Source organism: Pseudomonas sp. B14(2022), from assembly GCF_012030485.1.
GTDB lineage: Bacteria > Pseudomonadota > Gammaproteobacteria > Pseudomonadales > Pseudomonadaceae > Aquipseudomonas.
The window spans coordinates 140,972-167,011 of the sequence record NZ_JAAUVM010000010.1 but is presented as its reverse complement, the minus strand read 5'-3'; the positions used below and the strand labels follow the sequence as shown (position 1 = coordinate 167,011).

Below are 26,040 nucleotides of genomic sequence, written 5' to 3'. Positions count from 1 at the left end.
ACCACGGTCCAAATGTGGGAGGGGGCTTGCCCCCGATAGCGGTAGATCAGTCAGTACATGTTTGACTGACCCACCGCCATCGGGGGCAAGCCCCCTCCCACAGTTGGACTGTGGTGTTATTTGAATCAGGGTTAACCCGAACACCCCGCACCTTGCGTCTGACCTTGTGAACGGATCATTCATTCACGAGGTTCAGCCCATGTCCCACCCTCTGTTTTTCCTGCGTCCTGCCGCCCAAGGCTTTGCCGTCACCATGGTGGTGGCGCTGGCCGGTTGCGGGCTGTCTTCGTCCCCCGAGTTGGCCAAACCGGCCGAGCCCGTCGCCGAGTTGCAACGCGCGTCACCCCAGGGTGCCTTGGTCAAACGCATGGCAATGCCCGCGCCAATGCGCATGCAGGAATCAGCGGCGATGGACTACCGCAGCGAACCCCGCGAGCAATACGCCAACCTGCCGGACAACCCGGTGCATCGCGTGGCCGAAACGCCGGTTTCCACCTTCAGTGTGGATGTCGACACGGGCAGCTACGCCAACGTCAGACGCTTCCTCAACCAAGGCAGCCTGCCGCCCGAGGGTGCTGTGCGACTGGAGGAAATGGTCAACTACTTCCCCTACCACTACGCCTTGCCCACCGACGGCTCACCGTTTGGCGTGACCACCGAAGTCGCCGCCACACCGTGGAACCCGCACACCCAACTGCTGCGCATCGGCATCAAGGCGTCCGACCGCGCCGTGGCGGACCTGGCGCCGGCCAACCTGGTGTTCCTGGTGGACGTGTCCGGCTCCATGGATCGCCGCGAAGGCTTGCCGTTGGTGCAAAGCACCCTGAAATTGCTGGTGGACCAGTTGCGTGATCAGGACCGGGTTGCGTTGGTGGTGTATGCCGGTGAGTCCCGCGTGGTGCTCAAGCCTACGTCGGGTCGCGACAAGGCCAAGATCCGCAATGCCATTGATCAACTCACCGCCGGCGGGTCCACGGCAGGCGCATCCGGCATCGAACTGGCCTACCAGATGGCCCGCGAAGGCTTTATCGACAAGGGCATCAACCGCATCCTGCTGGCCACCGACGGTGACTTCAATGTGGGCGTCAGCGACTTCGACAGCCTCAAGCAAATGGCCGCCCGGCAGCGTAAAAGCGGCGTGTCTCTGACCACCCTCGGCTTCGGTGTGGATAACTACAACGAACACCTGATGGAGCAACTGGCGGATGCCGGCGATGGCAATTACGCCTATATCGACAACCTGCGCGAAGCCCGCAAGGTGCTGGTGGATCAGCTCAGTTCAACCCTGGCGGTGGTCGCGCGGGATGTGAAGTTGCAGGTGGAATTCAATCCGGCACAGGTCAGCGAGTATCGACTGCTGGGCTATGAAAATCGCGCCCTCAAGCGTGAGGATTTCAACAACGACAAAGTCGATGCCGGCGAGATTGGCGCAGGGCATACCGTGACCGCGCTGTATGAAATTGTGCCGAAGGGCCAGAAGGGCTGGTTGGAACCATTGCGCTACACCCGCGTGCCCGCCGCTGAAGGCGGTGCCAATGAGCTGGCGATGTTACGTGTGCGCTACAAGCCTGCCACGGGCGGTGATAGCCGCTTGATCGAACGGCCCATCAGCAAGGAAGTCACCCAGGCCAGCGACGACCTGCGCTTCTCGGCGGCGGTGGCCGCCTTCGCCCAACAGCTCAAGGGCGATGGCCGCTACACTGGCAGCATGAGTTTGAAGGACACCGCCGCACTGGCCCGTTCGGCCCGGGGCGATGACCCCTTTGGTTTGCGCAACGAGTTCGTGCAACTGGTAGAGCTGACCCAAAGCCTCAAACCTTGATCTCGACCACGACACGGATCAAATGTGGGAGGGGGCTTGCCCCCGATGGCAGTGGGCCAGTCAATACATCTGTTACTGATACACCGCCATCGGGAGCAGGCCCCCTCCCACACATGAACAGCGTTAAATTTATAAAAGGAGTTCGCCCCCTACATGGCTGTTCCAGATGACCCACCCAGCGACGAATCGCTGCTGGCCCGTTACCGCGCCGGTGATGCCGCCGCGTTCGAAGCCTTGTACGCGCGGCATCGCCAAGGCCTCTACCGCTTCCTCGTGTCCCTGAGCAACAAGGCTGAACTGGCCGAGGAAATCTACCAGGAGACCTGGCTCAGCCTGATCCGCAGCAGCACCCAGCCGCAAGGCCGGGCGAGCTTTCGTACATGGCTGTTCCAGATTGCTCGCAACCGCCTGATCGACCATTGGCGCAAGCACGGCATCCACAACCCGCTGCACGACAGCTACGATGAGCAACTGCACGCCCAGGCCGACGACAGCGCCGGCCCTGAGCAACAACTGAGCCTGAGCCGCGACCAGGCGCGTCTCGACGCCGCCCTGCAAGACTTGCCCGAAGACCAGCGCGAAGTCTTCCTGCTGCGCCTGCACGGCGACCTCGAAGTGCCGCAAATCGCCGCCCTCACCGGCGCCCCGCTGGAAACCGTAAAAAGCCGCCTGCGTTACGCCCAGCAGAAACTGCGCCGCCTGCTGGCCGAGGAGATACTCGCATGACCGACTCCCGACACACTCCCGACTCCGACGACGTGCTGATCCAGCATTACCGTCAACACAGCACCGGCGAGCCGCCCGCGTCCCTCGATGCCTTCATCCTCAACGCCGCCCGCCGCGAAGCCCCGGCGCCGCCACCGAGCCTGTGGCAACGCTGGCTGCAAGCCTGCCAACGTCCGCGCTGGCAAATGGCATTCGCCACCGTGGCCGGCTTGGCGCTGATGATCGGCGTGGTCACGCGCTCGCCAGTGCCGCAACCCGAAATCTCCACCGCGACCTTCTCCGCTATGCACGAAGAAGCCGCCCGCCCGGCGCCGCAAGCGTTGTCCGCACCGGCGCCGATGGCGCGCATCGCCGCCGCGCCCAAGGCTGAAAGTGCGCCGGTTCAGGCTGAAATTGCAGGTGCGATGGCAGATGAATCCAGCGCCAGACTCAGCAAGCGCGCGCCGTCAGCGTTGCCGTCGCTGGAGCAAGAGCTACAGGCGATAGTGCGCTTGCGTGAAGCGGGTCAAAGCAAAGCCGCGGATGAAAAACTGCTGGCGTTACACGCGCGTTTCCCTGAAGAAGACCTGCCGGCGCGGCTGGAGGCGTTGCGCAAGCATTGACCACAAAAGACAGAACGGGCCACCGGTAACCTGTGGCCCCGCGTTCAACGCCGCGCATCAAAAGCCATGCGCACCGCCAGACCTGCCAGCACCGTCCCCATCAACCAGCGCTGCACCAACTGCCATACCGGCTTGGCCGCCAGAAACGTCGCGATGGAACCGGCCATGATGGCGATCACCGCATTGACGCTCACACTGATCATGATTTGGGTAAAGCCCAGCACGATGGATTGCGTCAGCACGCTGCCGTGGCCGGTGGGGGTGATGAATTGGGGCAGCAATGACAGGTACATCACCGCCACTTTCGGGTTCAACAGGTTGGTCACAAAACCCATCATGAACAGCTTGCGGGGACCGTCCCTGGGCAAGTCGCGCACATGAAACGCCGAGCGCCTGCCGGGCTTGACCGCTTGCCAGGCCAGGTACAACAGGTAGAGCGCACCGCCGAGCCTGAGCGCGTCATACGCATACGGCACCGCCATCAGCAACGCGGTAATACCCAGCGCCGCGCACAGCATATACACGACGAAACCCAGTGCCACGCCGCCCAGGGAAATCAACCCGGCCAGCGGCCCCTGGCAGATCGACCGCGAAATCAGGTAGATCATGTTCGGGCCGGGCGTCAGCACCATGCCAAGGGAAATCAGACCATACGCCAGCAGGCTCGACAGTTCGGGCATGGGTTAACTCCTGTAGGTTGAGCGCGTCGTTGCGCAGGTTGAATGCGCTTGATGGTAGGGCGGGAGAAAGGCGCGCGTTAGATACAGATCGGCTGACAAAACGTCATACAGGGGGCTTGCACTCATACCAACCTGTGGCGAGCGGGCTTGCCCCGCGTTGGGTTGCGCAGCAGCCCCAAGACCAGGCGCAGAGGAGTGCCTGATACACCGCATTCGTCTTCATCAGGGGCGCTTCGCACCCCAACGCGGGGCAAGCCCGCTCGCCACAGGTTACTGTTTACCCTTTCTACTTCTTAACTGACTGACATTAGGGCTTGCGCTGAGACGCAACGTCTCACGGTCTCGTCGCTACCGCACACGATCTGGCATGGCGCGTCTCGTTTGACCTCGATGCCGGCCATCCTTGAGGTTCCATTCGGCGGCTCTAAGAAAGGGGTATCCAGACGTTTTTGCGCAACTGGCACCGGCCTTGCTCTTGCCCCTTGCAACCCACCCGGTGCGCCAGTGCCAACCGTTTCAAGGAGACTTCGCTATGAGCCTTTCGAGCAACTCGCAACGCAGCATGCGTGCCGCTGTCTGGCACGGTCGCAACGACATCCGCGTCGAAGACGTGCCGCTGCCCGTCTCGCCGCCTGCCGGTTGGGTGCAGATCCGCGTGCAATGGTGCGGCATTTGCGGCTCCGATCTGCATGAGTACGTGGCCGGCCCGGTGTTCATTCCGGTCGACGCCCCGCACCCGCTGACCGGGATAAAGGGCCAGTGCATTCTCGGTCATGAGTTTTGTGGCGAGATCGTCGAACTCGGTGCCGGCGTGGAGGGTTTCAGCGTCGGCGAGCCGGTGGCGGCCGATGCCTGCCAGCATTGCGGCACGTGCTACTACTGCACCCACGGGCTCTACAACATTTGCGAGAACCTGGCCTTCACCGGCCTGATGAACAACGGCGCCTTCGCCGAACTGGTCAACGTGCCCGCCAACCTGCTGTACAAGCTACCGGCGAACTTCCCCGCTGAAGCCGGTGCACTGATCGAGCCTCTGGCCGTCGGCATGCACGCGGTGAAAAAAGCCGGAAGCCTGCTCGGGCAAAACGTCGTGGTGGTCGGTGCCGGCACCATCGGCCTGTGCACCATCATGTGCGCCAAGGCGGCGGGCGCGGCGCAGGTGATCGCGCTGGAAATGTCCGGCGCGCGCAAGGCCAAGGCCAGGGAAGTGGGGGCGACCCATGTGCTCGATCCCAACGAATGCGATGCCCTGGCCGAAGTACGCCGCCTCACCGGCGGGCTCGGCGCGGATGTCAGTTTCGAATGCATCGGCAACAAACACACGGCCAAACTCGCCATCGACCTGATCCGCAAGGCCGGCAAGTGCGTACTGGTGGGCATCTTCGAAGAGCCCAGTGAATTCAACTTCTTCGAGCTGGTGGCCACGGAAAAACAGGTGCTCGGCGCACTGGCCTATAACGGGGAATTCGCCGACGTGATCGCGTTTATCGCGGATGGGCGGCTGGACATCTCGCCACTGGTGACGGGGCGTATTCAGTTGGAGGAGATCGTGGGGCAGGGCTTTGAGGAGCTGGTTAAAAACAAGGAACACAATGTGAAGATCATTGTGTCGCCTGCCAGGGTCTGACGCGCACGCTCACCGCCGCAGTCTTTGCCCCACTCCTGACTCCCCAAGCAAGACAGAGGAGGGGAGTGGGGCCCGTGTGGGCGCGACTGAAAAACTCGGCCCGTCGAGATCACCGTGAGGTCGTGCGTGAGCGTGAAGTGGCGATGACCGCCCCCGTAATGATCAACACCGCGGGGATCATCAGGATCGGCTTGGCCTCGCTTTGCCCCACGGCAATCAGCAGCAGCGTGGAGAACAGCGGCGCCAGGTAAGACAGGGCGCCCAGCATCGATAGGTTTCCGTGCTTGGTCGCGTGGTCCCAGGCGAAAAAAGCCAGGCCTACCGGGCCCAGCCCCAGGGCAATGATCGCCGCCCACTGGCCCGGCTCAGGCCGCACCGTGGTTTCGAAAGCCAGGTGGCAGAGCCCTCCGGCCACTGCCACCAGCCCGCAGATTCCCCCGATGATGCTGCTCGGAACATGGCTGAACCGCCGGTTGAACACCGAATAAATCGCCCAGACCCAGGCACACGCAAAGGCTGCGGCGTAACCGATAACCGGCATCGACGCACCGTCACTCCGGGCCCGCAGTTGCATGATGAAGGCCGTCCCGGCAAGGCCGAGCAAGGCGCCCAACAGCTGGCGCTTGCGCAGCGACTCGCCGGTGGCAAAGCCCGACAGCAGCACGATCAGCAGCGGCCACAGGTAGGCAATCAGGCTGGCTTCAGCCGCAGGCGCGGCCTTCAGGGCAAAGAAATACAACGCGTGATAGACAAAGATGCCAGCAAAACCCGTGGCCCACACAGGCCAGGGCTGGCGCCAACTGCTGAACCCTGCTGCGCCACGCAGCCCCAGCACGCACAGGCTGGCCACGAACGCGACCGCGAAGCTCGACGCCAGCAACTGAAAGGCCGGGATCCCGGCGGTCAACGTGGTCAGAAGCGCCAGGCACGCCCACAAAAACACGGCGATCACCCCGATCAGCGTCGCACTGGCGGCGCCCTTGGCAAGGGTGATGGATGGGTTGGAAGTGCTCATGCAAGCCCCGTCTGCGGAAAATCCTCAAGCGCGAACAATAGAAAGGTCGAGAGACCGAGTATTGATCAGGCCCGCCAAAGAATTGTTCGGGACTGCTGTTTTTTCAGGGGGTGCGCCCTTGTTTACGCACCACGGCCGGCGTCAGATGGCGGGCTTTCTTCAGGGCATGGGTTAACGCACTCTGGTCGGCGTACCCGGCGCGATGCGCAATATCAATGATCGACAAAGACGTTTGGCGCAGCAGGTCAATGGCCAGATTCAGACGCAAGTTCGCGATATGCGAGAACGGCGTCGTGTTCAGGTGCTGCCCAAACAGCACATACAAACGCCGCTCACTCGTGCCCGCATAACGCGCAATATCATGCACCGTCAGGGCGCTGCCCAAGTGCTGCTCAATGTAGGCCAACGCGCGAGCAAGAATGAACTGGCCGGGATCACTCCGCGCAACCTCGGGCTGCAATAACGAACACAACAGCAACCGACTCCAGGACTCGGCCATCGCGAGCGAGCCGACCAACCGTGGCCCGTTGCTGCTGGCGTAATCGAGTAAATGCCGTATATCGGACCTGACCGCAAAAAAGCGCTTGTCGTTGAGTGGGTCAATTGACGCAACCGCGCCCTCCTGCGCTTCGCCACCGTCGGTCGAAACGTCCAGCACCAGGAAACGGTTATGGGGGTTGGCCAGAAACGTATGCCGGGCCCCAGCAGAAATCACCACCCCCTGACTCGCATCGACCTTGCCACCTCGTCCGTCGACCTCAATCTCCATCGACCCGGATTGGGGGAGCACGACTTGAGGAAAGTCATGCTGGTGAAGCTCAACCTGGCCGGAGTAAGAGCGCAATGACAGGGAGAGCAATTGGGGGGTGGTGGTGCTCATCCGTGAGTCTCCGGGGGTGAGGGGGATACGGATCGACTGATCGTCAGCGACATCAAGAACAAGAGCGAGATCAAAAGCCAGTCGGTCGGTCTCAGCGCGTCCTATACCGCCCTGGAAAATGGCGGCATCGAAACAGGGGTAGGCGGCAGTATTCCGTTGATGTTGCGCGAGTCGGAACAGAGCCGCACACGCAGCGCGGTCAGTGAAGGCACGATTATTGTGCGTAACCCGCTCGGTGCCAGCGACCTGGTCGGCCTCAATCGCGATACGGCCAATGCCAACGAGCAATTGGATCGCCCCGACGAAAAAGCCCTGCAGGAGCGCATGGACCTGATCCAGAGCTCGGCGAAACTGGGGCAAAGCATCGTCCAGACGGTCGTCACAGCGAAGCAGGCCGAGGCCGAGGCGCAAAGCGAAAGTGTCCGTAACAACCCTGACAGTACCCCGGAACAACAGGCTCGCGCGGCGCGTGCCGTCGAAGACGCCAACAGCTGGGCCATAGGCGGCAACAAGCGGCTCATGGCCGACATCGCCACCGGCCTGGTCGCGGCAGGGTTGGGTGGGGCAGGCGGCACCACCGGCGTCGGCATTCTCGCCAACACCACGGCAGCCCATACCTACAAAGCCATTGGCGACTACGCCGATCAGCGCGAATTCGAAGCCACTGACAGCTTGGTCAAAAAGGCCTGGGGCGAAGGCGGCGCGGCGCGAATCCTGCTGCATACCCTGGCAGGCGCTACGCAGGGGCTGTCCAGTGGCAATGCGCTTGCCGGCGCACAGGGTGCGGCAGCGTCGGCGACGTTTATGCCGATGGTGGACAAGGCGCTCAAAGACAGCGGCGTCAAGGAAAGCGAGCGCAACTCACTGGCTACCTTGATCTCGGCGGGGGTTGGTGCGGTCGCCGCCTCGGGAGGCAATGTGGGCGGGCAAGTGACGGCGGCGAACACCGGCAACGCCGTCGATGCTTACAACCGCCAGTTGCACCCGAAAGAAATCCCTCTGCTTATAAGCGAAGCGCCTGCGTTGGCGCTGGCGGCAGGTATCAGTGTGGAAGAAGCGCAGGCCCGTTTGGGAAGGGCGTTGGCGTACTACACCGACGCCGGGTGGCAGAGTCTGTTGGGCAGTAAAGGCCTGCCACCGGACGATCTCACCCTGACCCACCTTGGCCAGGCTTTGGCACCGCTGGGCAATATGTACGACCCAGGTCCGACGAGCGACGTGCCGACGCTTACACCAACCATTAAAAACTACACGCCTGAAGAAACCCTGCGGCTGGTGCAAAACTACCAGTTCACCCACGCGGCGGCGTTTGCCGACAAAACCATCAACCTCGACTACCTGACGCCCATCGCCAGGTTCGACTCGGATCAAACCGAGGCGCTGGACTTCTACAACCGAAACCTGAACTTTGCAGAAGGGGCAAACACAGGGCAGCCTTACGGCCCTGTGAGCTACACCAGCCCCGAGGGTACGTTTAAAGGTCAGCGCGAGGCGCTCGTGGGTACTGCAGAAGGTATCTTTACCCTCGGCAAGAACTTGCTGACCCATCCGGTGGACACCTCGGAACAGATCGCTTTTGGGCTGATCAACACGGCTTCCCACCCTGTCGACCTGGTCGGTGGGCTCTGGGCTGAAGGCCAAACAGCTTACGGGTTGGGCAAGCTGTACGAGTTGCAGGGTGACCCGGTCAACAGTGCCGCGGTGATCGAAAAGTACAAGACAGAGTGGGCGCTGGCCTTCTTGCCCATCAACCGCGCGGAAAAAGCGGCGAAATTGGGCGGTATGGTCAAGACGAGCGAAGAGCTGGGGGCGACCGAGCGGGTGCTGGATAAAGTCGACGGTGGCAGCCCGGGCCGACTGGTGGTAGATGAGCCGAACTTCAAACTCGAGGGTGGCTCGCAGTTTTTGGAAAGTCTTGTTATTCAGCCCAATACCACGGCTAAACTCTCCGGCGATGTTACGTTGACGTCAGGCACTGTTGGTGCAAAAGGGCCGGGGCAGGTTATCCCTGATGCAATCAGCCCACCCAAGTTCAGCCGGGTTGAAGACCTGTTTGGGCAGACATTTGAAAGTATCCCGCTGTCGCACCTTCCCAATTGGAAGACCGGTTCGCTTGCAAATGATGGGGTGTTGGGCGAGCAACTGTCCCTTCAAACCCTTAACGAAAAAACCGGCCTCAATTTCAAACCTCTGCAAAACAGTAGCAACCACGGCTGTGATGGCTGCGCGGTGGCGATCAATGGCGATACGATTACCGTGGTGGTGATGGATGCGAAGTCTTCTGTGAACGGTGTGAATGCGGCACGCACGCCGCATGGGGATCCGGAGACAAGATTGAGAGGGTGGTTGCAAAAAAGCTCGATAACCCAATCCGATCCTGCGTTGGCTGAAGCCTTGGTATCCGCGCTGGGAAGCGATGGAGTCAAAGTCCAAGGCGTTACCGTTAAAATTGGTTTGCCAGCACCCGGTAAAACAGGTCAAGCAGAAATTAAGGTGGAACCATGGCCCAAAAAATAAATCAATGTGAACGCGTGGGGGTGAACCCAAGGTGGCCCTCCTACAAATCAGTACTCGCTCGCATCGCCAGAGGGCCGCATGTTGATGATGCGTTTTATGTCAACGCGATAGGCAGATACGTCACCAGGGAGGATGCAAGGCCCACTGGTCCAATGATGGTTCCAAATAAAAACAATGCGACAAATAGCACCCCAGAGCGAATGGCGCGGGTTAGACTTTATAAAGTACTTGCCACTGCCCCAGACAACCCGCAATGGTTGCAAGAATTGGCTCGCTGGATGCGTTACTGCCAGGTAGGTATTTGGCAATTGTACTTTTGGGCACACCAGTACGATCAACGCCCCGGTAACTATATTCGCCAACAAAACTACAGCATCCAAACCGGTGCCAACATGATGGCCACGATGGCAATCCTGGGCTGGAAGGATGCTGTCCTCCATCAGGGCTATCTCACTCATGCGGCGCTTAATCGCGAACATCAGTTGGTGATCGAGTACGAAGAGCAGCACCGCCGCGCCCAGGCTTTTATGCTTCGCGTGTTTGCCGATTGGGTGGGGGATGTATCGCACCTGTGGCCTGCCTATGCATATGATGAACCTATCTACGAAGCTCTACTGGCCAACTGGCGCACCGCCAACCCCGACGACTTGTTGCCCTGCCTGCTGGCCGCATGTGACCGCCACACCTGGCAAACCGGCAAAGACAGCCAAAAGAATTCGTACGATTTCGATCAGGAATGCCACATGGAGCGCGTGCCGTTGGAAATCCTCTACATACTGCGTCTACGCCAATGGGAAGGCTTGCCCAATCCTCAGCAGATTGATCATCCGCTGATGGCCGCGCCCTTTGACCAATTGCCGCCCGAGCAGCCAGTGCCTGAGTTGGACGAGTTGATGCAAGGTGTGCTCAAACGCGCAAGGGAAGACTGGCCACAGTACGATGAAGTGCTGTCTTTGCCAGCATTGAAGAGTTGAATAGGTGCAAAAGGACCAGGGCAGGTTATCCCTGATGCAATCAGCCCACCTAAGTTCAGCCGGGTTGAAGACCTGTTTGGGCAGACATTTGAAAGTATCCCGCTGTCGCACCTTCCCAATTGGAAGACCGGTTCGCTTGTAAATGATGGGGTGTTGGGCGGGCAACTTGCCCTTCAAACCCTCAACGGAAAAACCGGCCTCAATTTCAAGCCATTGCAGAACGGTAGCAACCACGGCTGTGATGGCTGCGCGGTGGCGATCAATGGCGATACGATTACCGTGGTGGTAATGGATGCGAAGTCTTCGGTGAATGGCGTGAGTAAGGCCGGTACGCCGCATGGGGACCCGAGGACGCGGTTGGAGGGGTGGCTGGGTAATACATCAATTGCCGACTCTGATCCTGCTTTACGCGATGCTTTGCAAGCGGCGTTGGATTCAGGAAAAGCCAAGGTTCAAGGTGTAACAGTCAAAGTCGGTGTTCCCATCCCCAGTAAAACAGGTGTAGCAGAATTTAAGGTGGAACCATGGGCCAAGAAGTAATTCAGTGCGAGCGCTCGGGCGTAAACCCGAAATGGCCCTCCTACAAAAGTGTGCTGGGGCGCATAGCCAAGGGGCCACACGTCTCAGATGAATACGAGTTGAATGGCATCCGTGAATATGTTGAGCGCGGCGATGCATTTGCGAAGCCATCAATGCCTGTACCGAATAGTGACAACGTTACGCGTAGTAGCTCCGAATGGATGGCCGTCACACGAGCCCACAAGGTATTGGCAACCGCACCAGATAATCCTCAATGTATTCTGGAATTGGCCCATTGGCTGCGCTATTACCAAGTAGGAATTTGGCAGTTGTTCTTCTGGGCGGGCCAGTTCGACATTATTGCCAAAGCGGCAGGCAATGATCGACGCCGCCAAAACTACAGCATCCAAACCGCCACCAATATGATGGCCGCCATGGCGATCCTAGGCTGGAAGGATGCCGCCATCCATCAGGGCTATCTCACCCATGCGGCTCTCAACCGTGGGCATCAATTAGTGATTGAGTACGAAGAGCAACACCGCCGCGCCCAAGCCTTTATGCTGCGTGTGTTTGCCGATTGGGTGGGCGATGTCTCGCATCAATGGCCTGCTTATGCTTACGACGAACCCATCTACGAAGCCTTGTTGGCCAAGTGGCGCACTCCCAGCCCCGACGACCTGATGCCCTGCCTGTTGGCCGCGTGTGACCGCCACACTTGGCAAACCGGCAAAGAGAGCCAGAAGAATTCCTACGACTTCAATCAGGACTGGCACTTGGAGCGCGTGCCGGTGGAAATTCTCTATATCCTGCGCCTGCGCCAGTGGGAAGGTTTAGCCAATCCGCAGAAGATTGATCATCCGCTGATGGCCGCGCCCTTTGACCAATTGCCGCCCGAGCAGCCAGTGCCTGAGTTGGACGAGTTGATGCAAGGTGTGCTCAAGCGCGCAAGGGAAGACTGGCCACAGTACGATGAAGTGCTGTCTTTGCCAGCATTGAAGAGTTGAATAGGCTACTCAACGCAAATGTTGGTTTTGGGTACTTTGCAGTGTGTGAAAACTGCTGTGATCAGAGTTCCGGATATAAAGTTGATACTATTGTTAGTGCTAGGGTTAGAGTCCCATGATTACTGAAGATATCGAAGTCGTTAAAAAGATTTTTTCAATCATCGATGCCGGTATTGTCGAGGGTTATGATTATTTTTGTTATGACGTAGAAGTGGGAGACTGCTTCATCGATACAGGGTTGGCCGTCGAGAGAGAGGGCATTGAGGTCACTGATGCCAGAACTGATTTCGATGATACGGCCCTGTATAAGCTTGCCAAGCAGCTCAATAAAAATGCCAAGGAACGCGGTGAGTGCTGGCGTTCTTTTGTTATGTCCTATCGCCGTGGTGGCCAGGTTAAAACAAGCTTTAACTATGATGAAAAATAGTATGAATAATTTTGAAGGGGCAGACGAGCAATTGCTGGCGCGTCGCAAGGCTGGCTTTGCAGCATTCAAGTCCGAGCGCTTGCCGGTGCTCCATGAATTCTGCACCAGCCTTGGGTTTGAACGACCTCACGAGGTCCTTAACACTCCCGGTAAATTTTTGGCCCAATTGGACAGCGGTTTTCGAAGTGCAGTGATCAGTGAGGCCAACCGTGTATGGTTCATTACCCGTATCGGTTATTACATCGGCGAGTACCTGGCGACACGGTATGACGGGTATTGGCAGGTCGACGAAGACCCGGCGTCGCCTACCTTCGCACGTTATGTGGTCGGCGGTTTCTCCTTCGACGGGGTAACCACGCCAATGGTCGACCCAATGCAGATGGCTCAGGAGTACGCCGATACGCCCGCACCAAGGTCCCTGGTTCAGGAAATCGATAAAGTGTTGGTCAAGTAAACGTGATGACTGATGATTGGATCCTGAAACACGCAGCCGACGCACGTGCGCTAGCATCTGGAACTTCGGTCCACTTGATCGAGTAGCGGACTGCTCAAGTGATCCGCGCCGCCTCATTGCAATAGGCTAGTCGCGGGTCCTGTGCTCGATTAGTTAGATGCTGATTGGCAGATGATTGCGCGGGTCCAGCCGGTCGAGCAACCGTTCGCAGTCGCGGCGAAGGGGGGGGGGCTTCGCTCGTCAGGCGACAGACCAACCGCGAGACCCGACGCTTTAAGGCCAGTACCAACAGCATATGCCGTTTCGACCCGCCTTCGCTCAGTACCACACGCCGTTGGCCACACATACCAGCGGGGCAAGGGGGGGCGCCAGTTTTTGCTGTTCTGCCGGTGCCAATTGGTGGGGGCTGCATTGAAGCCGGGCAGCAGGTCTATTAACGCCAACGCTCAATTGACCCACGTGCTGACGTGGGATGAACCCACCCTCAAGTCAACACAAATCCAGTAAAAGTAGTGGTTCGCGAGGAGTCTGCCCGGATCAGTGATATCTCGGCACCTGGGTCAATTCGGCGCCGGCGCCAACACCCAGGCTGCTGCCTTTGCGTCTGGGATAGGGTAGGAATGCGTGTGGCGAACCCTCTGCTGCTCGCTGAAGGCGCCCAATGCGATGGGGTGATGGGGGTTAAAAACCGATACCCCTCAAAAAACGGTGTTCCAGGTGTTCCAGCGGCAAAAGGTGTTCCACGTTGATAGTCTGTTGATTCAGTCCGAGAGCCGCTCCTCAACAGTCGGCAAGGTTGCGTCAGGAGTGATTTGTGTGAGGACAGATGTAGTAGATTCGGTCTGGCATGTGCGTGGCAAACCCCGCTGCTGCCTACGTTGTATACGGCAATACTTTTCGTACAAAACCTAGAGAATATTGGCAGTGGCGTGTAAAAAACAGTGAGGTTGGTATGTCAAGCTTAGAGATGGTAAAGAGTCGATTTGAGTCGTTGAATGGTATTCGCGCAGTGGCCCCGGATTTTATTGAAAAGCTGGAGCATGAGTTGAAAGTATCACTTCCCAGTAGCTTCAAATTGGTGGGGGAGTTTTTTGACGGAAGTGGTATTTACGTTTTACCGCTGCACCAGATCGGTTGGGAATCTCCAACTAATGTTCTTGGTGAAACGAAGCGCTTGAGAAGCAGTGGCCAACTTTTATCAAATTATCTTGTGTTGGGGGAGCCTGCCGAAGGTCTAATCGTGATGGACTGTAACTCCCAATTGGGGCAGGTGCTCTGGTGTGATGCGATTGATGTTAATCGGATTGGTAAAGAAGCATTGATGACAGCACCTGAAGTATGGGGTTCCTACTTGGATTTTGTTGAGTATTTGGTGTCGGAGGAAGAGTCTGATCGGCTGTAAGCAGCGCGTTAAGGCGTGTTCGACGTCGACCCATCCTCTGCTCGGGAGAAACCAGATCCTTGATCAATTCCCAAGATGCATCGGAGAGTTCGTAACGCTTTGCCATGCGGGCCTCCAGTCAATCATGGCGGCGATTCTAACCATACCGACCTTTCGTACAAAACCTAGCTGACGGAGCCGAATGAGGCGGGGTGATGGAGGTTAAAAACCAATACCCCTCAAAAAACGGTGTTCCAAGTGTTCCACGTTGTTGGTCTGTTGAATCAGGCCGCAAGCAATTCCTCAACTGTCGGTTTCGTTGCGCCTGGACTGATTGTGTGAACACCGACGTATTTAATACGGTCTTGCTGATGGGTAGGAGGTAAGGGGATTTGAATGCTTTGCAAGCAGATGGGAATGCCCAGAGCTTGAATGACCTTCTGATACCGTTTGGCAGCCCTCACCAGTTCATCGGCGTTACTTCTTAGCTGCTCCGCTCGCTTGTACAGGACCGCTGTCAGGAGCTCTTTATGTGTCGCGTCCAATGCTTGGCCGCACTGTCCGAATCGCCAAGGATTGATTGCAGGGCTGTGTTTGCTTCGGATTCGGCAGCGGTGTCACTGGAAGCAATGACCGTAATGTATGCCTTGAGCGCCTTGTCATGAGCAGATGCTCTTGCTTCCTTGTCGAGAGCAGAATTGGGGACAGATTTATTTACACCGCCCAGCTCCTCATTTTCGCTATTGGGCGAAGAGCAGAGTATTTGCGCACATTACGAGAACTTAGTCGTCTGGCTCAACCTAACGCTGGTGGCGGAACTGTTAGCGATAGATGTGGGCACCTTATGTCTGTGAGGCTGGGTCAGCTAGGGGGAGCTATCCGGAAACTTCGGATAGTTCAAGCCGAATGCTCGCGACGGGTTGTCCACACCGTTAATCTCACAGTCCCGGTGCGATTATCTCTCTGGGTTAACGCATTAACAGCGTCCACAAAAAAGCCCCAGGCCTTTCGACCTGGGGCTTTTTCATCTGTATCTGGTGCACCCGGCGGGATTCGAACCCACGACCCCTGCCTTCGGAGGGCAGTACTCTATCCAGCTGAGCTACGGATGCTTGTGCGGGCGACATCATACCCATGTCGACCTTGGGCGTCCATGCCGGTCTTTGGCCGTTTCCCAGTAGGAATTTGCCGCTGGAAGGCCCTGCGCCGGGCGCCGTTGGTCAATGCGGCGGAACGCGCTCAAATCACGCTGATCTGAAAGTTCCGGCAAATGCGCCGTTTTCGTTCTTTTTTTCGAACAGACTATTGCCCTGTACCCCCATTGATCCTAGGATTCGTTTGAGATTTCAAACGCTCTGTCTCTCGTGCGCTATTCGTTGATCGCGCGCGCGGGGGCTGATTTCCCTGACGGCAGCCCACAAGGCGCCTTTCAACAACTCTAATTCGCTCCGCGTGCGCGCGGTGCTGTTAAGGAAAGCCGACATGCAGCTCAAAGATTCCCAGTTGTTCCGCCAGCAGGCCTTTATCGATGGCGCTTGGGTGGATGCGGACAACGGTCAGACCATCAAGGTCAATAACCCTGCCACGGGCGAGATTATCGGCACCGTGCCAAAGATGGGCGCCGCGGAAACCCGCCGTGCCATCGAAGCTGCCGACAAGGCGCTGCCGGCCTGGCGTGCGCTGACCGCCAAGGAGCGCGCCAACAAGCTGCGCCGTTGGTTCGAGCTGCTGATCGAAAACCAGGACGACCTCGGTCGCCTGATGACCCTGGAACAAGGCAAGCCATTGGCTGAGGCCAAGGGTGAAATCGTCTATGCCGCGTCCTTTATCGAGTGGTTCGCCGAAGAAGCCAAGCGCATCTATGGCGACGTGATTCCCGGCCACCAGCCCGACAAGCGCCTGATCGTGATCAAGCAGCCTATCGGCGTGACCGCCGCCATCACCCCGTGGAACTTCCCGGCCGCGATGATCACCCGTAAAGCCGGCCCGGCCCTGGCCGCCGGTTGCACCATGGTGATCAAGCCTGCTTCGCAAACCCCGTTCTCGGCCCTGGCCCTGGTTGAGCTGGCGCACCGTGCCGGTATCCCGAAAGGCGTGCTGAGCGTGGTCACCGGCAGCGCTGGCGACATCGGCGGTGAGCTGACCAGCAACCCGATCGTGCGTAAATTGTCCTTCACCGGCTCGACCGAAATCGGTCGCCAGTTGATGGCCGAATGCGCCAAGGACATCAAGAAAGTTTCCCTGGAGCTGGGCGGCAACGCGCCATTCATCGTGTTCGACGACGCGGACCTGGATAAGGCCGTCGAAGGCGCGATCATCTCCAAGTACCGCAACAACGGCCAGACCTGCGTCTGCGCCAACCGCCTGTACATCCAGGATTCGGTGTACGACGCGTTTGCGGAAAAACTGAAAGTCGCGGTGGCCAAATTGAAGATCGGCAACGGTCTGGAAGAAGGCACCACCACCGGCCCGCTGATCGACGAAAAAGCCGTGGCCAAGGTCCAGGAACACATCGCCGACGCCCTGAGCAAAGGCGCCAAGCTGTTGGCCGGTGGCAAGGTCATGGAAGGCAACTTCTTTGAACCGACCATCCTGGTCGACGTGCCGAAAAACGCCGCCGTTGCCAAGGAAGAAACCTTCGGCCCGCTGGCGCCGCTGTTCCGCTTTAAAGACGAAGCCGAAGTGATCGCGATGTCCAACGACACCGAGTTCGGCCTGGCTTCCTACTTCTACGCCCGCGATCTGGGCCGTGTGTTCCGTGTGGCCGAAGCCCTGGAATACGGCATGGTCGGGGTCAACACCGGGTTGATCTCCAACGAAGTGGCGCCGTTCGGCGGCATCAAGGCCTCGGGCCTGGGCCGTGAAGGCTCCAAGTACGGGATCGAGGACTACCTGGAAATCAAATACCTCTGCCTGGGCATCTAAGCCGGGAAGGGATTGCAGTAAACGCAAAGGGCACGAGAGCGCTGACCCTTTGCGTGTTTCACACCGTTATTCGTAGTGGCCGGGAAAGCTGTGGCAGTCGATCATCGCATGCTGCCGTAGTTGCCTCCCCGCCACGTATTCCTTGAGCAACGCCACCCGATGAGTGGCGAATGAGGACTTTATGAGCAAGACCAACGCTTCCCTGATGAAACGCCGCGAAGCCGCTGTACCGCGCGGTGTTGGCCAGATTCACCCGATCTTCGCCGAATCCGCGAAGAACGCTACCGTGACCGACGTTGAAGGTCGCGAGTTCATCGACTTCGCCGGCGGTATCGCCGTGCTGAACACCGGCCACGTGCATCCGAAAATCATCGCCGCCGTGACCGAACAGCTGAACAAGCTGACCCACACCTGCTTCCAGGTACTGGCCTACGAGCCGTACGTCGAAGTGTGCGAAAAAGTGAACGCCAAGGTTCCAGGCGATTTCGCCAAGAAAACCCTGTTGGTCACCACCGGTTCCGAAGCCGTTGAAAACGCCGTGAAAATCGCCCGTGCCGCGACTGGCCGTGCCGGCGTGATCGCGTTCACCGGCGCCTACCACGGCCGCACCATGATGACCCTGGGTCTCACCGGTAAAGTCGTGCCTTACTCGGCCGGCATGGGCCTGATGCCAGGCGGTGTGTTCCGCGCGCTGTACCCGAACGAACTGCACGGTGTCAGCGACGACGACTCCATCGCCAGCATCGAACGCATCTTCAAGAACGATGCCGAGCCGCGTGATATTGCCGCCATCATCATCGAGCCGGTACAAGGCGAAGGCGGTTTCTACGTCGCGCCGAAGCCGTTCATGAAGCGCCTGCGTGAACTGTGCGACAAGCACGGCATCCTGCTGATCGCCGACGAAGTGCAAACCGGCGCCGGCCGTACCGGTACCTTCTTCGCCATGGAACAGATGGGCGTTGCCGCCGACCTGACCACCTTCGCCAAATCCATCGCAGGCGGCTTCCCGCTGGCCGGTGTGTGCGGCAAGGCCGAATACATGGACGCCATTGCCCCAGGTGGCCTGGGCGGCACCTACGCCGGTAGCCCGATCGCTTGCGCCGCTGCGCTGGCAGTGATGGAAGTGTTCGAAGAAGAGCACCTGCTGGACCGCTGCAAGGCTGTCGGCGAGCGCCTGGTGACTGGCCTCAAGGCGATTCAAGCCAAGTACCCGGTGATCGGTGACGTGCGTGCCCTGGGCGCGATGATCGCGGTTGAGTTGTTTGAAGACGGCGACAGCCACAAGCCAAACGCTGCGGCCGTTGCCGCTGTAGTGGCCAAGGCGCGTGACAAGGGCTTGATCCTGCTGTCCTGCGGCACCTACGGCAACGTGTTGCGCGTACTGGTGCCGCTGACCTCGCCGGACGAGCAGTTGGACAAAGGCTTGGCGATCATCGAAGAGTGCTTCTCCGAGCTGTAAGCGGAAGTTGGCCTGATCGATAGAAAAACCCGCTTCGGCGGGTTTTTTTGTGCGCTTGCAGCACCTTCAGACCTCGTCGCACCGCTCCTCCCACGGTGATCGGCATTCAGCCTGCGATCACGCGATTCTTGCCCAGGCGCTTGGCCTCATACATGGCGGCATCGGCGCGGGCGAACAGGCTGTCCAGGGTGGAGTCCTCCTCGGTCAGGCTGGCCAGGCCCTGGCTGATGGTCACGCTGAACGCCTGGCCTTCATAGCTGAAGCTCAACTCCTGGATCTCTTTGCCCAGGCGTTCAGCCACCTGCAACGCCATCTCCGGCGCGCAACCCGGCAGGACGGCGGCGAACTCTTCGCCGCCAATGCGCCCGAACAGATCGCCACGGCGCAGTACCCCGCGACCGCTCTCGGCGATACGCCGCAGCACCTGGTCGCCCTCCAGATGGCCGTAGGTGTCGTTGACGTCCTTGAAGTCATCGATGTCCAACAGCAGGAAGGCCAGCGGCGCGCCTTGGGCGCAGGCGCTGTCGAAGGCCTGGTTGGCGCATTCGAAGAAGTGTCGGCGGTTGCTGCTTTGGGTCAGCACGTCGGTGGTGGCGAGACGGTGCAGCTCCAGTTCCAACTGTTTTTTTTCAGTGATGTCTTCGGCCATGCCGACCACGATCACCGGCTCGCCAGGTTCGACCTGCTGGTTGATGTAGCACTTGTCGCTCAGCCAGCGGATCTGCCCGTCGGCGGTGATGATGCGGTACTCGCGATCCTCCACGGCACCCTGCTCCAGCACGCGCGCCAGGCTGTGTTCGGCGTAATCGAGGTCTTCGGGGTGAATGCTGTTGCGCCATTCGCGGTGGTCGGCCAGCAACAGGCCGGCGGAACGTCCAAAAATCCGTTCGTATGCCGGGCTTACGTAGAGCACGCGGCGGGTTTGCCAATCGATGGCCCAGAGCACGGCATTCACACTGACCAGCAGCGAACTCAGTAATTGTTCGCGTTCGCTCAGTCGTTCGACTTCGCCCTGGGCATGTACCAGTGCCAGCAGGGTTGCTGCCGCAGCCGGACGCGGAGGGTCAGCGGTAGGGCTGTCGGTGGTGAAGGGCTTTTCGAGAACCATCGGCACAACTCTCTCTGGGCGCGCCGCAAGATCAAGCAGCGGTCACTACAAGGGGTCACCATGATGGCGAAGTGTTCATTGAGAGAGGCGAATTGCAGTGAAGTTCCGTCAATAGTATCGATTGACGGTGTCCGAGAAATGGCGCCAAAAAGCTGATGGACGGGAGGGAAGGCCCTCCCGCCATGTTGTCATACAGATGCAGGTCGCAGCGAATAGGTCTTCAATTGGTGGGCAAAATCCCGCAGGGACTGGATGCCGCTGGCTTCGGCCTCGTGTACCCATTCCTTGATGGCCGCCAGCATATCGTGGCCGTTGGAGCTGGTCTTGAGCCAGATCTGCTGCAGCGCCAGGCGTTTTTCGTAGATCACTTTCAGCGCCTGGCTGTGTTCCAGCATGCTCTGGATACGCAGGTGGTGGCGGTCATCCAGCAGGCTGGTTTCCCGCGACAGCAGGCGTTTGGCGCGGTGGAACTGGTGGCGCACCGAGTGATCGACCTTCTCCAGCTCCTGCTTGACCAGCGGGCCAATCACCAACTTGCGGTACTGGGCCATGATCTGGAAGCGGTTGTTGAGGATCGCCATGGCGGTGTCCATGTCCAGGTGGCCCTTGCCTTCCACGCGGTGGGCAATCGGTGCCACACGCTGCACCTTGGCCAGGCGCAGGAAGCTGAACACTTTGATCCATGCCCAACCCAGGTCGAACTCCCACTTCTTCACCGACAGCTTGGCCGAGTTGGGGTAGGTGTGGTGATTGTTGTGCAGCTCTTCGCCGCCGACGATGATGCCCCACGGCACCAGGTTGGTGGCGGCGTCACGGCATTCGAAGTTGCGATAGCCGACGGCATGGCCCAGGCCATTGATCACACCGGCGGCCCAGAACGGAATCCACATCATCTGGATTGCCCAGATCGTGATGCCGATGGTGCCGAACAGCAGCAGGTCGATTACGCCCATGATCGCCACACCCAGCAGCGGGTAAGGGGTGTAGATCTTGCGCTCGATCCAGTCGTCCGGGCAGTTCTTGCCGTAAATGCGCAGGGTCTCGGGGTTTTCGGCCTCGGCGCGGTACAGCTCGGCGCCTTTGCGCAATACGGTGGACAGGCCCTTGATTACCGGGCTGTGCGGGTCGTCGACGGTCTCGCATTTGGCGTGGTGCTTGCGGTGGATGGCGGTCCACTCGCGGGTGTTCTGCGCCGTGGTCAGCCACAGCCAGAAGCGGAAGAAGTGTTTCAGGCCGGCATTGAGCTCCAGGGAGCGATGGGCTGAATAGCGGTGCAGATAGACCGTGACCCCAACGATGGTCACGTGGGTCATCAACAGAGTGACTGCCACCAGTTGCCAGGCCGACAAGTCAAGAAAACCGTTGTACCACATAGGCTGTATGGCCCTCAGATAAAGAAAAGAACAGCTCACGCATTATCACTAAGCCTACAGAGAAAACCAGCGGCCCTTTCAGATAAGACTTACCAGATGTTACATATCCTATAATCCCCATTCTTTGTAGGATGATTCTTGGCTTTTAGTAAGGATTACTAGGCATATGCTGTTTTCATACCGAGGTGCCCTGAGTGCGGGGCTGGTATATCTGCTGGCTTCAAGCGCCTGGATAGGCGTTACTCAACGGGTATTGATCGAGTTTCTCGATAATCCGACCGAGCTGAGCCATTGGTTGCAGGTGCGCGGCTATGTGTGGGTAGCGCTCAGCGCCCTGCTGATCTACCTGATTTGTGCCCGATCTGCCCAGGCCCACCAGCAGCGGCAACCGTTGAAAGAGAACCGCGAGCGCCTGCGCCAGGCTGCTGCCGTGTTCGATTGCACCCGCGAAGGGGTGTTGGTTACCGACGCCAAGGGCCTGATCGTGCATGTAAACCGGGCCTTCATGGAAATCACCGGCTACCAGCGCGAAGACGTCATGGGCCAGCAGCCGAGCCTGTTCAAGTCCGGTCGCCATTCGTCGAATTTCTATCAACAGATGTTCCAGACCCTGGAACACACCGGTGAATGGAGCGGTGAAATCTGGAATCGGCGCAAAAGCGGTGAGATTTATCCACAGTGGCAAACCATTCGCGTGATTCACGATGACCTGGGTCATCTCAGCCATTACGTTGCGGTGTTTTCCGACATCAGCGCCATCAAGGATTCCGAGCACGAGTTGGCCCACCTGGCTCACCACGACCCGCTGACCGACCTGCCCAACCGCCTGCTGTTCACCGACCGCGCCGAGCAGGCGCTGGCCTCGGCGCAACTGCACAAACGCGGTTGCGCCCTGCTGTTGCTGGACCTGGACCACTTCAAGATCATCAACGACAGCCTTGGCCATAACGTGGGCGACCAGTTGCTCAAGCTGCTGGGCGAGCGGCTCAAGGTGTTGTTCGGCCCCGGCGTCACCCTGGCGCGCCTGGGCGGGGATGAGTTCGCGGTGCTCGCGGAAAATTGCTCACAGGTGGTGCAGGCGGCGGCGTTGGCGCAGCGCATGCTGGATGAGATGAAACAGCCGTTCATCTTTGACGGCCATCAACTGTTTATCAGCGCCAGCATCGGCATCAGCCTGTTCCCCAATGACGCCCTGAGCGCCGAGCAGTTGCTGCGCAACGCCGATTCTGCACTCTTCAAGGCCAAAAGCGTGGGCCGCGAAGGCTACGCCTTGTACACCGAAGAACTCACCGCCCACGCGCAGAACCGGGTGGAAATCGCCAGCGAGCTGCGCCGCGCCCTCGAACGGCAGGAACTGCGCGTCTACTACCAGCCTGTGCACGATTTGCACACCAGCCGCCTGATCGGCGTCGAAGCGCTGGTGCGCTGGCAACACCCCGAGCGTGGCCTGGTGCCGCCGGGCGATTTCATCCCCATCGCCGAACGCACCGGGCTGATTGCCGATATCGATGGGTGGGTGATGGACCAGGCCTGCCGACAGATGTGCCAATGGCTGGCCGACGGTTTGCCGTTGAGCTTTATCGCCATCAATGTGTCGAGCCGCCTGTTTGCCCGACGCGAACTTTACGATCAGGTCGCTCAGGTGCTGCACGACACCGGCCTGGACCCGGCTTTCCTTGAGCTTGAAGTCACCGAAAGCGCAGTGATGGATGACCCTGAAGTGGCCCTGGAACAGCTGCACCGCTTGCGCGAACTGGGCTTGCGCCTGGCCATTGATGACTTCGGCACCGGCTATTCCTCCTTGCTGCGCCTCAAGCGCCTGCCGGTGCAGAAGCTCAAGATCGACCAGGGCTTCGTCGCCGGGCTACCGTGGGACGAAGACGATGCCGCCATCGTGCGGGTGGTGATCGCCCTGGCGAAAAGCATGGGCATGCAGGTGCATGCCGAGGGGATCGAACAGGTGGAGCAGGCGCGGTTCTTGTTGGAGCAGAACTGCGATATGGGCCAGGGGTACTGGTTTGGACGGCCGATGCCGGCGCTGGAAATTGACTGGGACCGCGCACCCGCCATTCAGACTTGAAATGCATTCAAATGTGGGAGGGGGCTTGTGCCCCCTCCCACATTTGGATATTCACAAGGCCTAATTTCTCCGCTCAGACACAAAACTCTCTCGCAACCCCATGCCTTACCAGAAAATTCTTTTTGGTTATATAAACATTCTCAAATAGTCTTTTTAAGAATATCCGCGCTTATCTACTATCGCCCTACGCCGCAAGCAGTGCCGCCACTGCGAGGCACTATTCATTTCAGGAGCGAGACCATGAGCGCATCTCTACGTAGCGTCGACGGCCAGGACGAAGCAGCCATTTTGCGTGAGATCCAGAGCGCCTTGCGCGATCTGCGGTTTGGCGCGGTGGAAATCACTGTGCACAACGCCCAAGTGGTACAGATCGAACGCAAGGAAAAATTCCGTTTGCAGAACCCGGGTAACAAACCGAGCTAAGCAAGAACGGCGATAGACCCGCAACTATAAGAAAAAGCCAACACCCCAGAATTTCAGGAGCTTCTATGTCGTCGATTCGCCGTTATGCCCTGGCCGCCCTGGCCAGTGCCGTGTTTGCCGGTTCCGCGGTTGCCAAGGACTACGAGTTGCTCAACGTTTCGTACGATCCTACCCGTGAGCTGTACCAGGACTACAACGCTGAGTTCACCAACTTCTGGAAACAGTCTCACCCCGGCGACAACGTCAAGATCCAGCAATCCCACGGTGGTTCGGGCAAGCAAGGCCGGGCAGTGATCGACGGCCTGCGCGCCGACGTGGTGACCCTGGCCCTGGCCGGTGACATCGACGAAATCGCCAAGCTGGGCAAGACCCTGCCGGAGAACTGGCAGACCCGCCTGCCGGACGCCAGCACCCCATACACCTCGACCATCGTGTTCCTGGTGCGCAAGGGCAACCCTAAAGGCATCAAGGATTGGGGCGACCTGATCAAGAAAGACGTGTCGGTGATCACACCTAACCCGAAAACCTCCGGCGGCGCGCGCTGGAACTTCCTTGCCGCCTGGGCCTACGGCCTGAAATCCGGTGGCAGCGAAGCCAAGGCCCAGGAATACGTGAAAGAGCTGTTCAAGCACGTGCCGATCCTCGACACCGGCGCGCGCGGTTCGACCATTACCTTCGTCAACAACGGTCAGGGCGACGTGTTGCTGGCCTGGGAAAACGAAGCCTTCCTGGCCCTGAAAGAAGACGGCGGCGCCGACAAGTTCGACATCGTCGTACCGTCCCTGTCGATCCTTGCGGAGCCGCCGGTGGCCGTGGTCGACAAGAACGCCGAGAAAAAGGGCAACACCGAGATCGCCACTGAATACCTCAAGCACCTGTACAGCCCGGCTGGCCAGGAGATTGCGGCGAAGAACTTCTACCGCCCACGCGATGAAAAAGTCGCCGCCAAATACGCCCAACAGTTCCCGAAACTGGACCTGGTGACTATCGACAAAGACTTCGGCGGCTGGAAAACTGCCCAACCGAAATTCTTTAACGACGGTGGCGTGTTCGACCAGATCTACACGGCGCAGTAAGCCAAAGTACCTGTAGGAGCGAGCTTGCTCGCGAAGAACTCAAGGGCACCGCGTTCATTCAGAATGCCCGCGTCATCGTTGACGATCTTCGCGAGCAAGCTCGCTCCTACAGTGGTTTCTACCTTTAACCAAGGACTCTTATGTCGCGTCGTATTTCCCCCGTCATACCCGGCTTCGGGCTGACGCTGGGCTACACCGTGGTGTACCTCAGCCTGATCGTACTCATCCCGCTGGCGGCGATGTTTGTACACGCCGCTCAACTCACCTGGGATCAGTTTTGGGCCATCATCTCCGCACCCCGTGTGCTGGCGGCGTTGAAACTGAGCTTCAGCACCGCGCTGTACGCCGCCCTGATCAATGGCGTGATCGGCACGCTGCTGGCCTGGGTGCTGGTGCGCTACACCTTCCCCGGCCGCAAGATCATCGATGCGATGATCGACCTGCCGTTCGCGCTGCCCACCGCCGTGGCCGGTATTGCCCTGACGGCGCTGTACACGCCGACCGGCCTGGTGGGCCAGTTCGCCGCTGACCTGGGCTTCAAGATCGCCTACAGCCCATTGGGCATCACCCTGGCGCTGACCTTCGTAACCCTGCCGTTCGTTGTGCGCACGGTGCAGCCGGTACTCGCCGATATCCCCCGGGAAATCGAAGAAGCCGCCGCCTGCCTGGGCGCCAAGCCGTTGCAGGTGTTCCGCTACATCCTCGTCCCCGCGCTGCTACCCGCCTGGCTGACCGGTTTCGCCCTGGCGTTTGCCCGTGGCGTCGGTGAGTACGGCTCGGTGATTTTCATCGCCGGCAACATGCCGATGAAAACCGAGATTCTGCCGCTGCTGATCATGGTCAAGCTCGACCAGTACGACTACCGCGGCGCCACCTCCATTGGCGTGCTGATGCTGGTGGTTTCCTTTGTCCTGCTGCTGCTGATCAACTTGTTGCAGCGGCGCATCGAACGTCCATAAGGAGGCGCG

At 59.2% G+C, this 26,040-nt stretch carries 22 protein-coding genes, 1 tRNA gene and 2 pseudogenes; 17 read left to right on the top strand and 8 right to left on the bottom strand.

Annotation, left to right across the window (positions count from 1 at the left end; translation table 11 throughout):
* Nucleotides 1-199 precede the first annotated feature (199 nt).
* From HCF10_RS16945 to HCF10_RS16935, 3 genes are all read left to right on the top strand, one after another.
* Complete coding sequence (locus tag HCF10_RS16945) at nt 200-1,822, top strand: vWA domain-containing protein (protein ID WP_167656007.1); 1,623 nt, start codon at nt 200-202, stop codon at nt 1,820-1,822.
* A 153-nt stretch (nt 1,823-1,975) separates the two neighbouring features.
* Nucleotides 1,976-2,548, top strand: coding sequence for an RNA polymerase sigma factor (locus HCF10_RS16940; RefSeq protein WP_131697030.1), 573 nt, complete (start codon nt 1,976-1,978; stop codon nt 2,546-2,548).
* Nucleotides 2,545-3,150, top strand: a complete 606-nt coding sequence (locus tag HCF10_RS16935; RefSeq protein WP_145335739.1) for a hypothetical protein — start codon at nt 2,545-2,547, stop codon at nt 3,148-3,150. Before HCF10_RS16940 ends, HCF10_RS16935 begins: the two co-directional genes overlap by 4 nt.
* Before the next feature lie 44 nt (nt 3,151-3,194).
* On the opposite strand, the gene HCF10_RS16930 is transcribed toward HCF10_RS16935, so the two are convergent.
* The gene (locus tag HCF10_RS16930) at nt 3,195-3,830 is read right to left on the bottom strand and encodes a LysE family translocator (protein WP_167656006.1); all 636 of its coding nucleotides are present in this window, start codon (nt 3,828-3,830) and stop codon (nt 3,195-3,197) included.
* 562 nt (nt 3,831-4,392) lie between these two features.
* Here HCF10_RS16930 and HCF10_RS16925 point away from each other — a divergent pair.
* Nucleotides 4,393-5,457 carry a 2,3-butanediol dehydrogenase gene (locus HCF10_RS16925; RefSeq protein WP_237683137.1) on the top strand — a complete coding sequence of 355 codons (1,065 nt, stop codon included), beginning with the start codon at nt 4,393-4,395 and terminating at the stop codon, nt 5,455-5,457.
* A 109-nt stretch (nt 5,458-5,566) separates the two neighbouring features.
* Here the strand turns inward: HCF10_RS16925 and yddG are convergent, their stop codons facing one another.
* Both yddG and HCF10_RS16915 read right to left on the bottom strand, forming a co-directional pair.
* Nucleotides 5,567-6,472 (bottom strand): aromatic amino acid exporter YddG, encoded by a 906-nt coding sequence (gene yddG, locus HCF10_RS16920; RefSeq protein ID WP_167656005.1) that lies wholly within the window; start codon nt 6,470-6,472, stop codon nt 5,567-5,569.
* Between the two features lie 103 nt (nt 6,473-6,575).
* Nucleotides 6,576-7,352, bottom strand: coding sequence for a helix-turn-helix domain-containing protein (locus HCF10_RS16915; protein WP_167656004.1), 777 nt, complete (start codon nt 7,350-7,352; stop codon nt 6,576-6,578).
* A 159-nt stretch (nt 7,353-7,511) separates the two neighbouring features.
* Between HCF10_RS16915 and HCF10_RS31455 the strand changes: the two genes are divergently transcribed.
* The 7 genes from HCF10_RS31455 (at nt 7,512) to HCF10_RS16880 (ending at nt 14,649) form a co-directional block, all read left to right on the top strand.
* Nucleotides 7,512-9,869 (top strand): hypothetical protein, encoded by a 2,358-nt coding sequence (locus tag HCF10_RS31455; RefSeq protein ID WP_237683131.1) that lies wholly within the window; start codon nt 7,512-7,514, stop codon nt 9,867-9,869.
* Between the two features lie 308 nt (nt 9,870-10,177).
* Nucleotides 10,178-10,843: a hypothetical protein gene (locus tag HCF10_RS16905; RefSeq protein ID WP_167656035.1), complete on the top strand. Its 666-nt coding sequence runs from the start codon at nt 10,178-10,180 to the stop codon at nt 10,841-10,843.
* A 150-nt stretch (nt 10,844-10,993) separates the two neighbouring features.
* Nucleotides 10,994-11,383, top strand: coding sequence for a hypothetical protein (locus HCF10_RS16900; RefSeq protein WP_337782128.1), 390 nt, complete (start codon nt 10,994-10,996; stop codon nt 11,381-11,383).
* A 308-nt stretch (nt 11,384-11,691) separates the two neighbouring features.
* Nucleotides 11,692-12,366, top strand: a complete 675-nt coding sequence (locus tag HCF10_RS16895; protein ID WP_167656034.1) for a hypothetical protein — start codon at nt 11,692-11,694, stop codon at nt 12,364-12,366.
* A gap of 115 nt (nt 12,367-12,481) precedes the next feature.
* Entirely contained in the window at nt 12,482-12,793 is a 312-nt protein-coding gene (locus HCF10_RS16890; protein WP_167656002.1) for a hypothetical protein, read from the top strand.
* Between the two features lies 1 nt (nt 12,794).
* Nucleotides 12,795-13,247, top strand: coding sequence for a hypothetical protein (locus HCF10_RS16885; protein WP_167656001.1), 453 nt, complete (start codon nt 12,795-12,797; stop codon nt 13,245-13,247).
* Nucleotides 13,248-14,100: 853 nt separating this feature from the next.
* On the top strand, nt 14,101-14,649 hold the full coding sequence (locus HCF10_RS16880; protein WP_337782127.1) for a hypothetical protein: 549 nt from the start codon (nt 14,101-14,103) through the stop codon (nt 14,647-14,649).
* Nucleotides 14,650-14,665: 16 nt separating this feature from the next.
* On the opposite strand, the pseudogene HCF10_RS16875 reads toward HCF10_RS16880, so the two are convergent.
* Both HCF10_RS16875 and HCF10_RS16870 read right to left on the bottom strand, forming a co-directional pair.
* A pseudogene (locus HCF10_RS16875) lies at nt 14,666-14,755 on the bottom strand (IS5/IS1182 family transposase); the annotation flags it as partial.
* 908 nt (nt 14,756-15,663) lie between these two features.
* Nucleotides 15,664-15,740, bottom strand: a tRNA-Arg gene (locus tag HCF10_RS16870).
* Between the two features lie 370 nt (nt 15,741-16,110).
* On the opposite strand from HCF10_RS16870, the gene gabD reads away from it, so the two are divergent.
* Together gabD and gabT are read left to right on the top strand one after the other, a co-directional pair.
* Nucleotides 16,111-17,553 carry an NADP-dependent succinate-semialdehyde dehydrogenase gene (gene gabD, locus HCF10_RS16865; RefSeq protein ID WP_027607874.1) on the top strand — a complete coding sequence of 481 codons (1,443 nt, stop codon included), beginning with the start codon at nt 16,111-16,113 and terminating at the stop codon, nt 17,551-17,553.
* Between the two features lie 181 nt (nt 17,554-17,734).
* A complete protein-coding gene (gene gabT, locus HCF10_RS16860) occupies nt 17,735-19,012 on the top strand; it encodes a 4-aminobutyrate--2-oxoglutarate transaminase (RefSeq protein WP_131697013.1) in 1,278 nt (425 codons plus the stop codon).
* 106 nt (nt 19,013-19,118) lie between these two features.
* Here gabT and HCF10_RS16855 read toward each other — a convergent pair whose 3' ends face one another.
* On the bottom strand, nt 19,119-20,120 hold the full coding sequence (locus HCF10_RS16855; RefSeq protein WP_131697012.1) for a sensor domain-containing diguanylate cyclase: 1,002 nt from the start codon (nt 20,118-20,120) through the stop codon (nt 19,119-19,121).
* A 188-nt stretch (nt 20,121-20,308) separates the two neighbouring features.
* Entirely contained in the window at nt 20,309-21,493 is a 1,185-nt protein-coding gene (gene desA, locus HCF10_RS16850) for a delta-9 fatty acid desaturase DesA (protein ID WP_131697011.1), read from the bottom strand.
* A gap of 166 nt (nt 21,494-21,659) precedes the next feature.
* Between desA and dibA the strand changes: the two genes are divergently transcribed.
* From dibA to HCF10_RS16835, 3 genes are all read left to right on the top strand, one after another.
* Nucleotides 21,660-23,573 (top strand): phosphodiesterase DibA, encoded by a 1,914-nt coding sequence (dibA, locus tag HCF10_RS16845; protein WP_167656000.1) that lies wholly within the window; start codon nt 21,660-21,662, stop codon nt 23,571-23,573.
* Between the two features lie 240 nt (nt 23,574-23,813).
* On the top strand, nt 23,814-23,996 hold the full coding sequence (gene oscA / locus HCF10_RS16840; RefSeq protein WP_003170956.1) for a sulfur starvation response protein OscA: 183 nt from the start codon (nt 23,814-23,816) through the stop codon (nt 23,994-23,996).
* A gap of 65 nt (nt 23,997-24,061) precedes the next feature.
* Nucleotides 24,062-25,072, top strand: coding sequence for a sulfate ABC transporter substrate-binding protein (locus HCF10_RS16835; protein ID WP_131697009.1), 1,011 nt, complete (start codon nt 24,062-24,064; stop codon nt 25,070-25,072).
* A gap of 11 nt (nt 25,073-25,083) precedes the next feature.
* Here HCF10_RS16835 and HCF10_RS31795 read toward each other — a convergent pair.
* Nucleotides 25,084-25,170: pseudogene (locus tag HCF10_RS31795) on the bottom strand (outer membrane lipoprotein carrier protein LolA); the annotation flags it as partial.
* A gap of 42 nt (nt 25,171-25,212) precedes the next feature.
* On the opposite strand from HCF10_RS31795, the gene cysT reads away from it, so the two are divergent.
* Nucleotides 25,213-26,031, top strand: coding sequence for a sulfate ABC transporter permease subunit CysT (cysT, locus tag HCF10_RS16830; RefSeq protein WP_064450147.1), 819 nt, complete (start codon nt 25,213-25,215; stop codon nt 26,029-26,031).
* The last annotated feature ends 9 nt before the right edge of the window (nt 26,032-26,040 follow it).

Bases quoted from the DNA above. Each gene is read 5' to 3' on its own strand.
- HCF10_RS16945 (WP_167656007.1), top strand. From the start codon at position 200: ATGTCCCACCCTCTGTTTTTCCTGCGTCCTGCCGCCCAAGGCTTTGCC.
- HCF10_RS16940 (WP_131697030.1), top strand. From the start codon at position 1,976: ATGGCTGTTCCAGATGACCCACCCAGCGACGAATCGCTGCTGGCCCGT.
- HCF10_RS16935 (WP_145335739.1), top strand. From the start codon at position 2,545: ATGACCGACTCCCGACACACTCCCGACTCCGACGACGTGCTGATCCAG.
- HCF10_RS16930 (WP_167656006.1), bottom strand. From the start codon at position 3,830: ATGCCCGAACTGTCGAGCCTGCTGGCGTATGGTCTGATTTCCCTTGGC.
- HCF10_RS16925 (WP_237683137.1), top strand. From the start codon at position 4,393: ATGCGTGCCGCTGTCTGGCACGGTCGCAACGACATCCGCGTCGAAGAC.
- yddG (WP_167656005.1), bottom strand. From the start codon at position 6,472: ATGAGCACTTCCAACCCATCCATCACCCTTGCCAAGGGCGCCGCCAGT.
- HCF10_RS16915 (WP_167656004.1), bottom strand. From the start codon at position 7,352: ATGAGCACCACCACCCCCCAATTGCTCTCCCTGTCATTGCGCTCTTAC.
- HCF10_RS31455 (WP_237683131.1), top strand. From the start codon at position 7,512: ATGTTGCGCGAGTCGGAACAGAGCCGCACACGCAGCGCGGTCAGTGAA.
- HCF10_RS16890 (WP_167656002.1), top strand. From the start codon at position 12,482: ATGATTACTGAAGATATCGAAGTCGTTAAAAAGATTTTTTCAATCATC.
- HCF10_RS16885 (WP_167656001.1), top strand. From the start codon at position 12,795: ATGAATAATTTTGAAGGGGCAGACGAGCAATTGCTGGCGCGTCGCAAG.
- gabD (WP_027607874.1), top strand. From the start codon at position 16,111: ATGCAGCTCAAAGATTCCCAGTTGTTCCGCCAGCAGGCCTTTATCGAT.
- gabT (WP_131697013.1), top strand. From the start codon at position 17,735: ATGAGCAAGACCAACGCTTCCCTGATGAAACGCCGCGAAGCCGCTGTA.
- HCF10_RS16855 (WP_131697012.1), bottom strand. From the start codon at position 20,120: ATGGTTCTCGAAAAGCCCTTCACCACCGACAGCCCTACCGCTGACCCT.
- desA (WP_131697011.1), bottom strand. From the start codon at position 21,493: ATGTGGTACAACGGTTTTCTTGACTTGTCGGCCTGGCAACTGGTGGCA.
- dibA (WP_167656000.1), top strand. From the start codon at position 21,660: ATGCTGTTTTCATACCGAGGTGCCCTGAGTGCGGGGCTGGTATATCTG.
- oscA (WP_003170956.1), top strand. From the start codon at position 23,814: ATGAGCGCATCTCTACGTAGCGTCGACGGCCAGGACGAAGCAGCCATT.
- HCF10_RS16835 (WP_131697009.1), top strand. From the start codon at position 24,062: ATGTCGTCGATTCGCCGTTATGCCCTGGCCGCCCTGGCCAGTGCCGTG.
- cysT (WP_064450147.1), top strand. From the start codon at position 25,213: ATGTCGCGTCGTATTTCCCCCGTCATACCCGGCTTCGGGCTGACGCTG.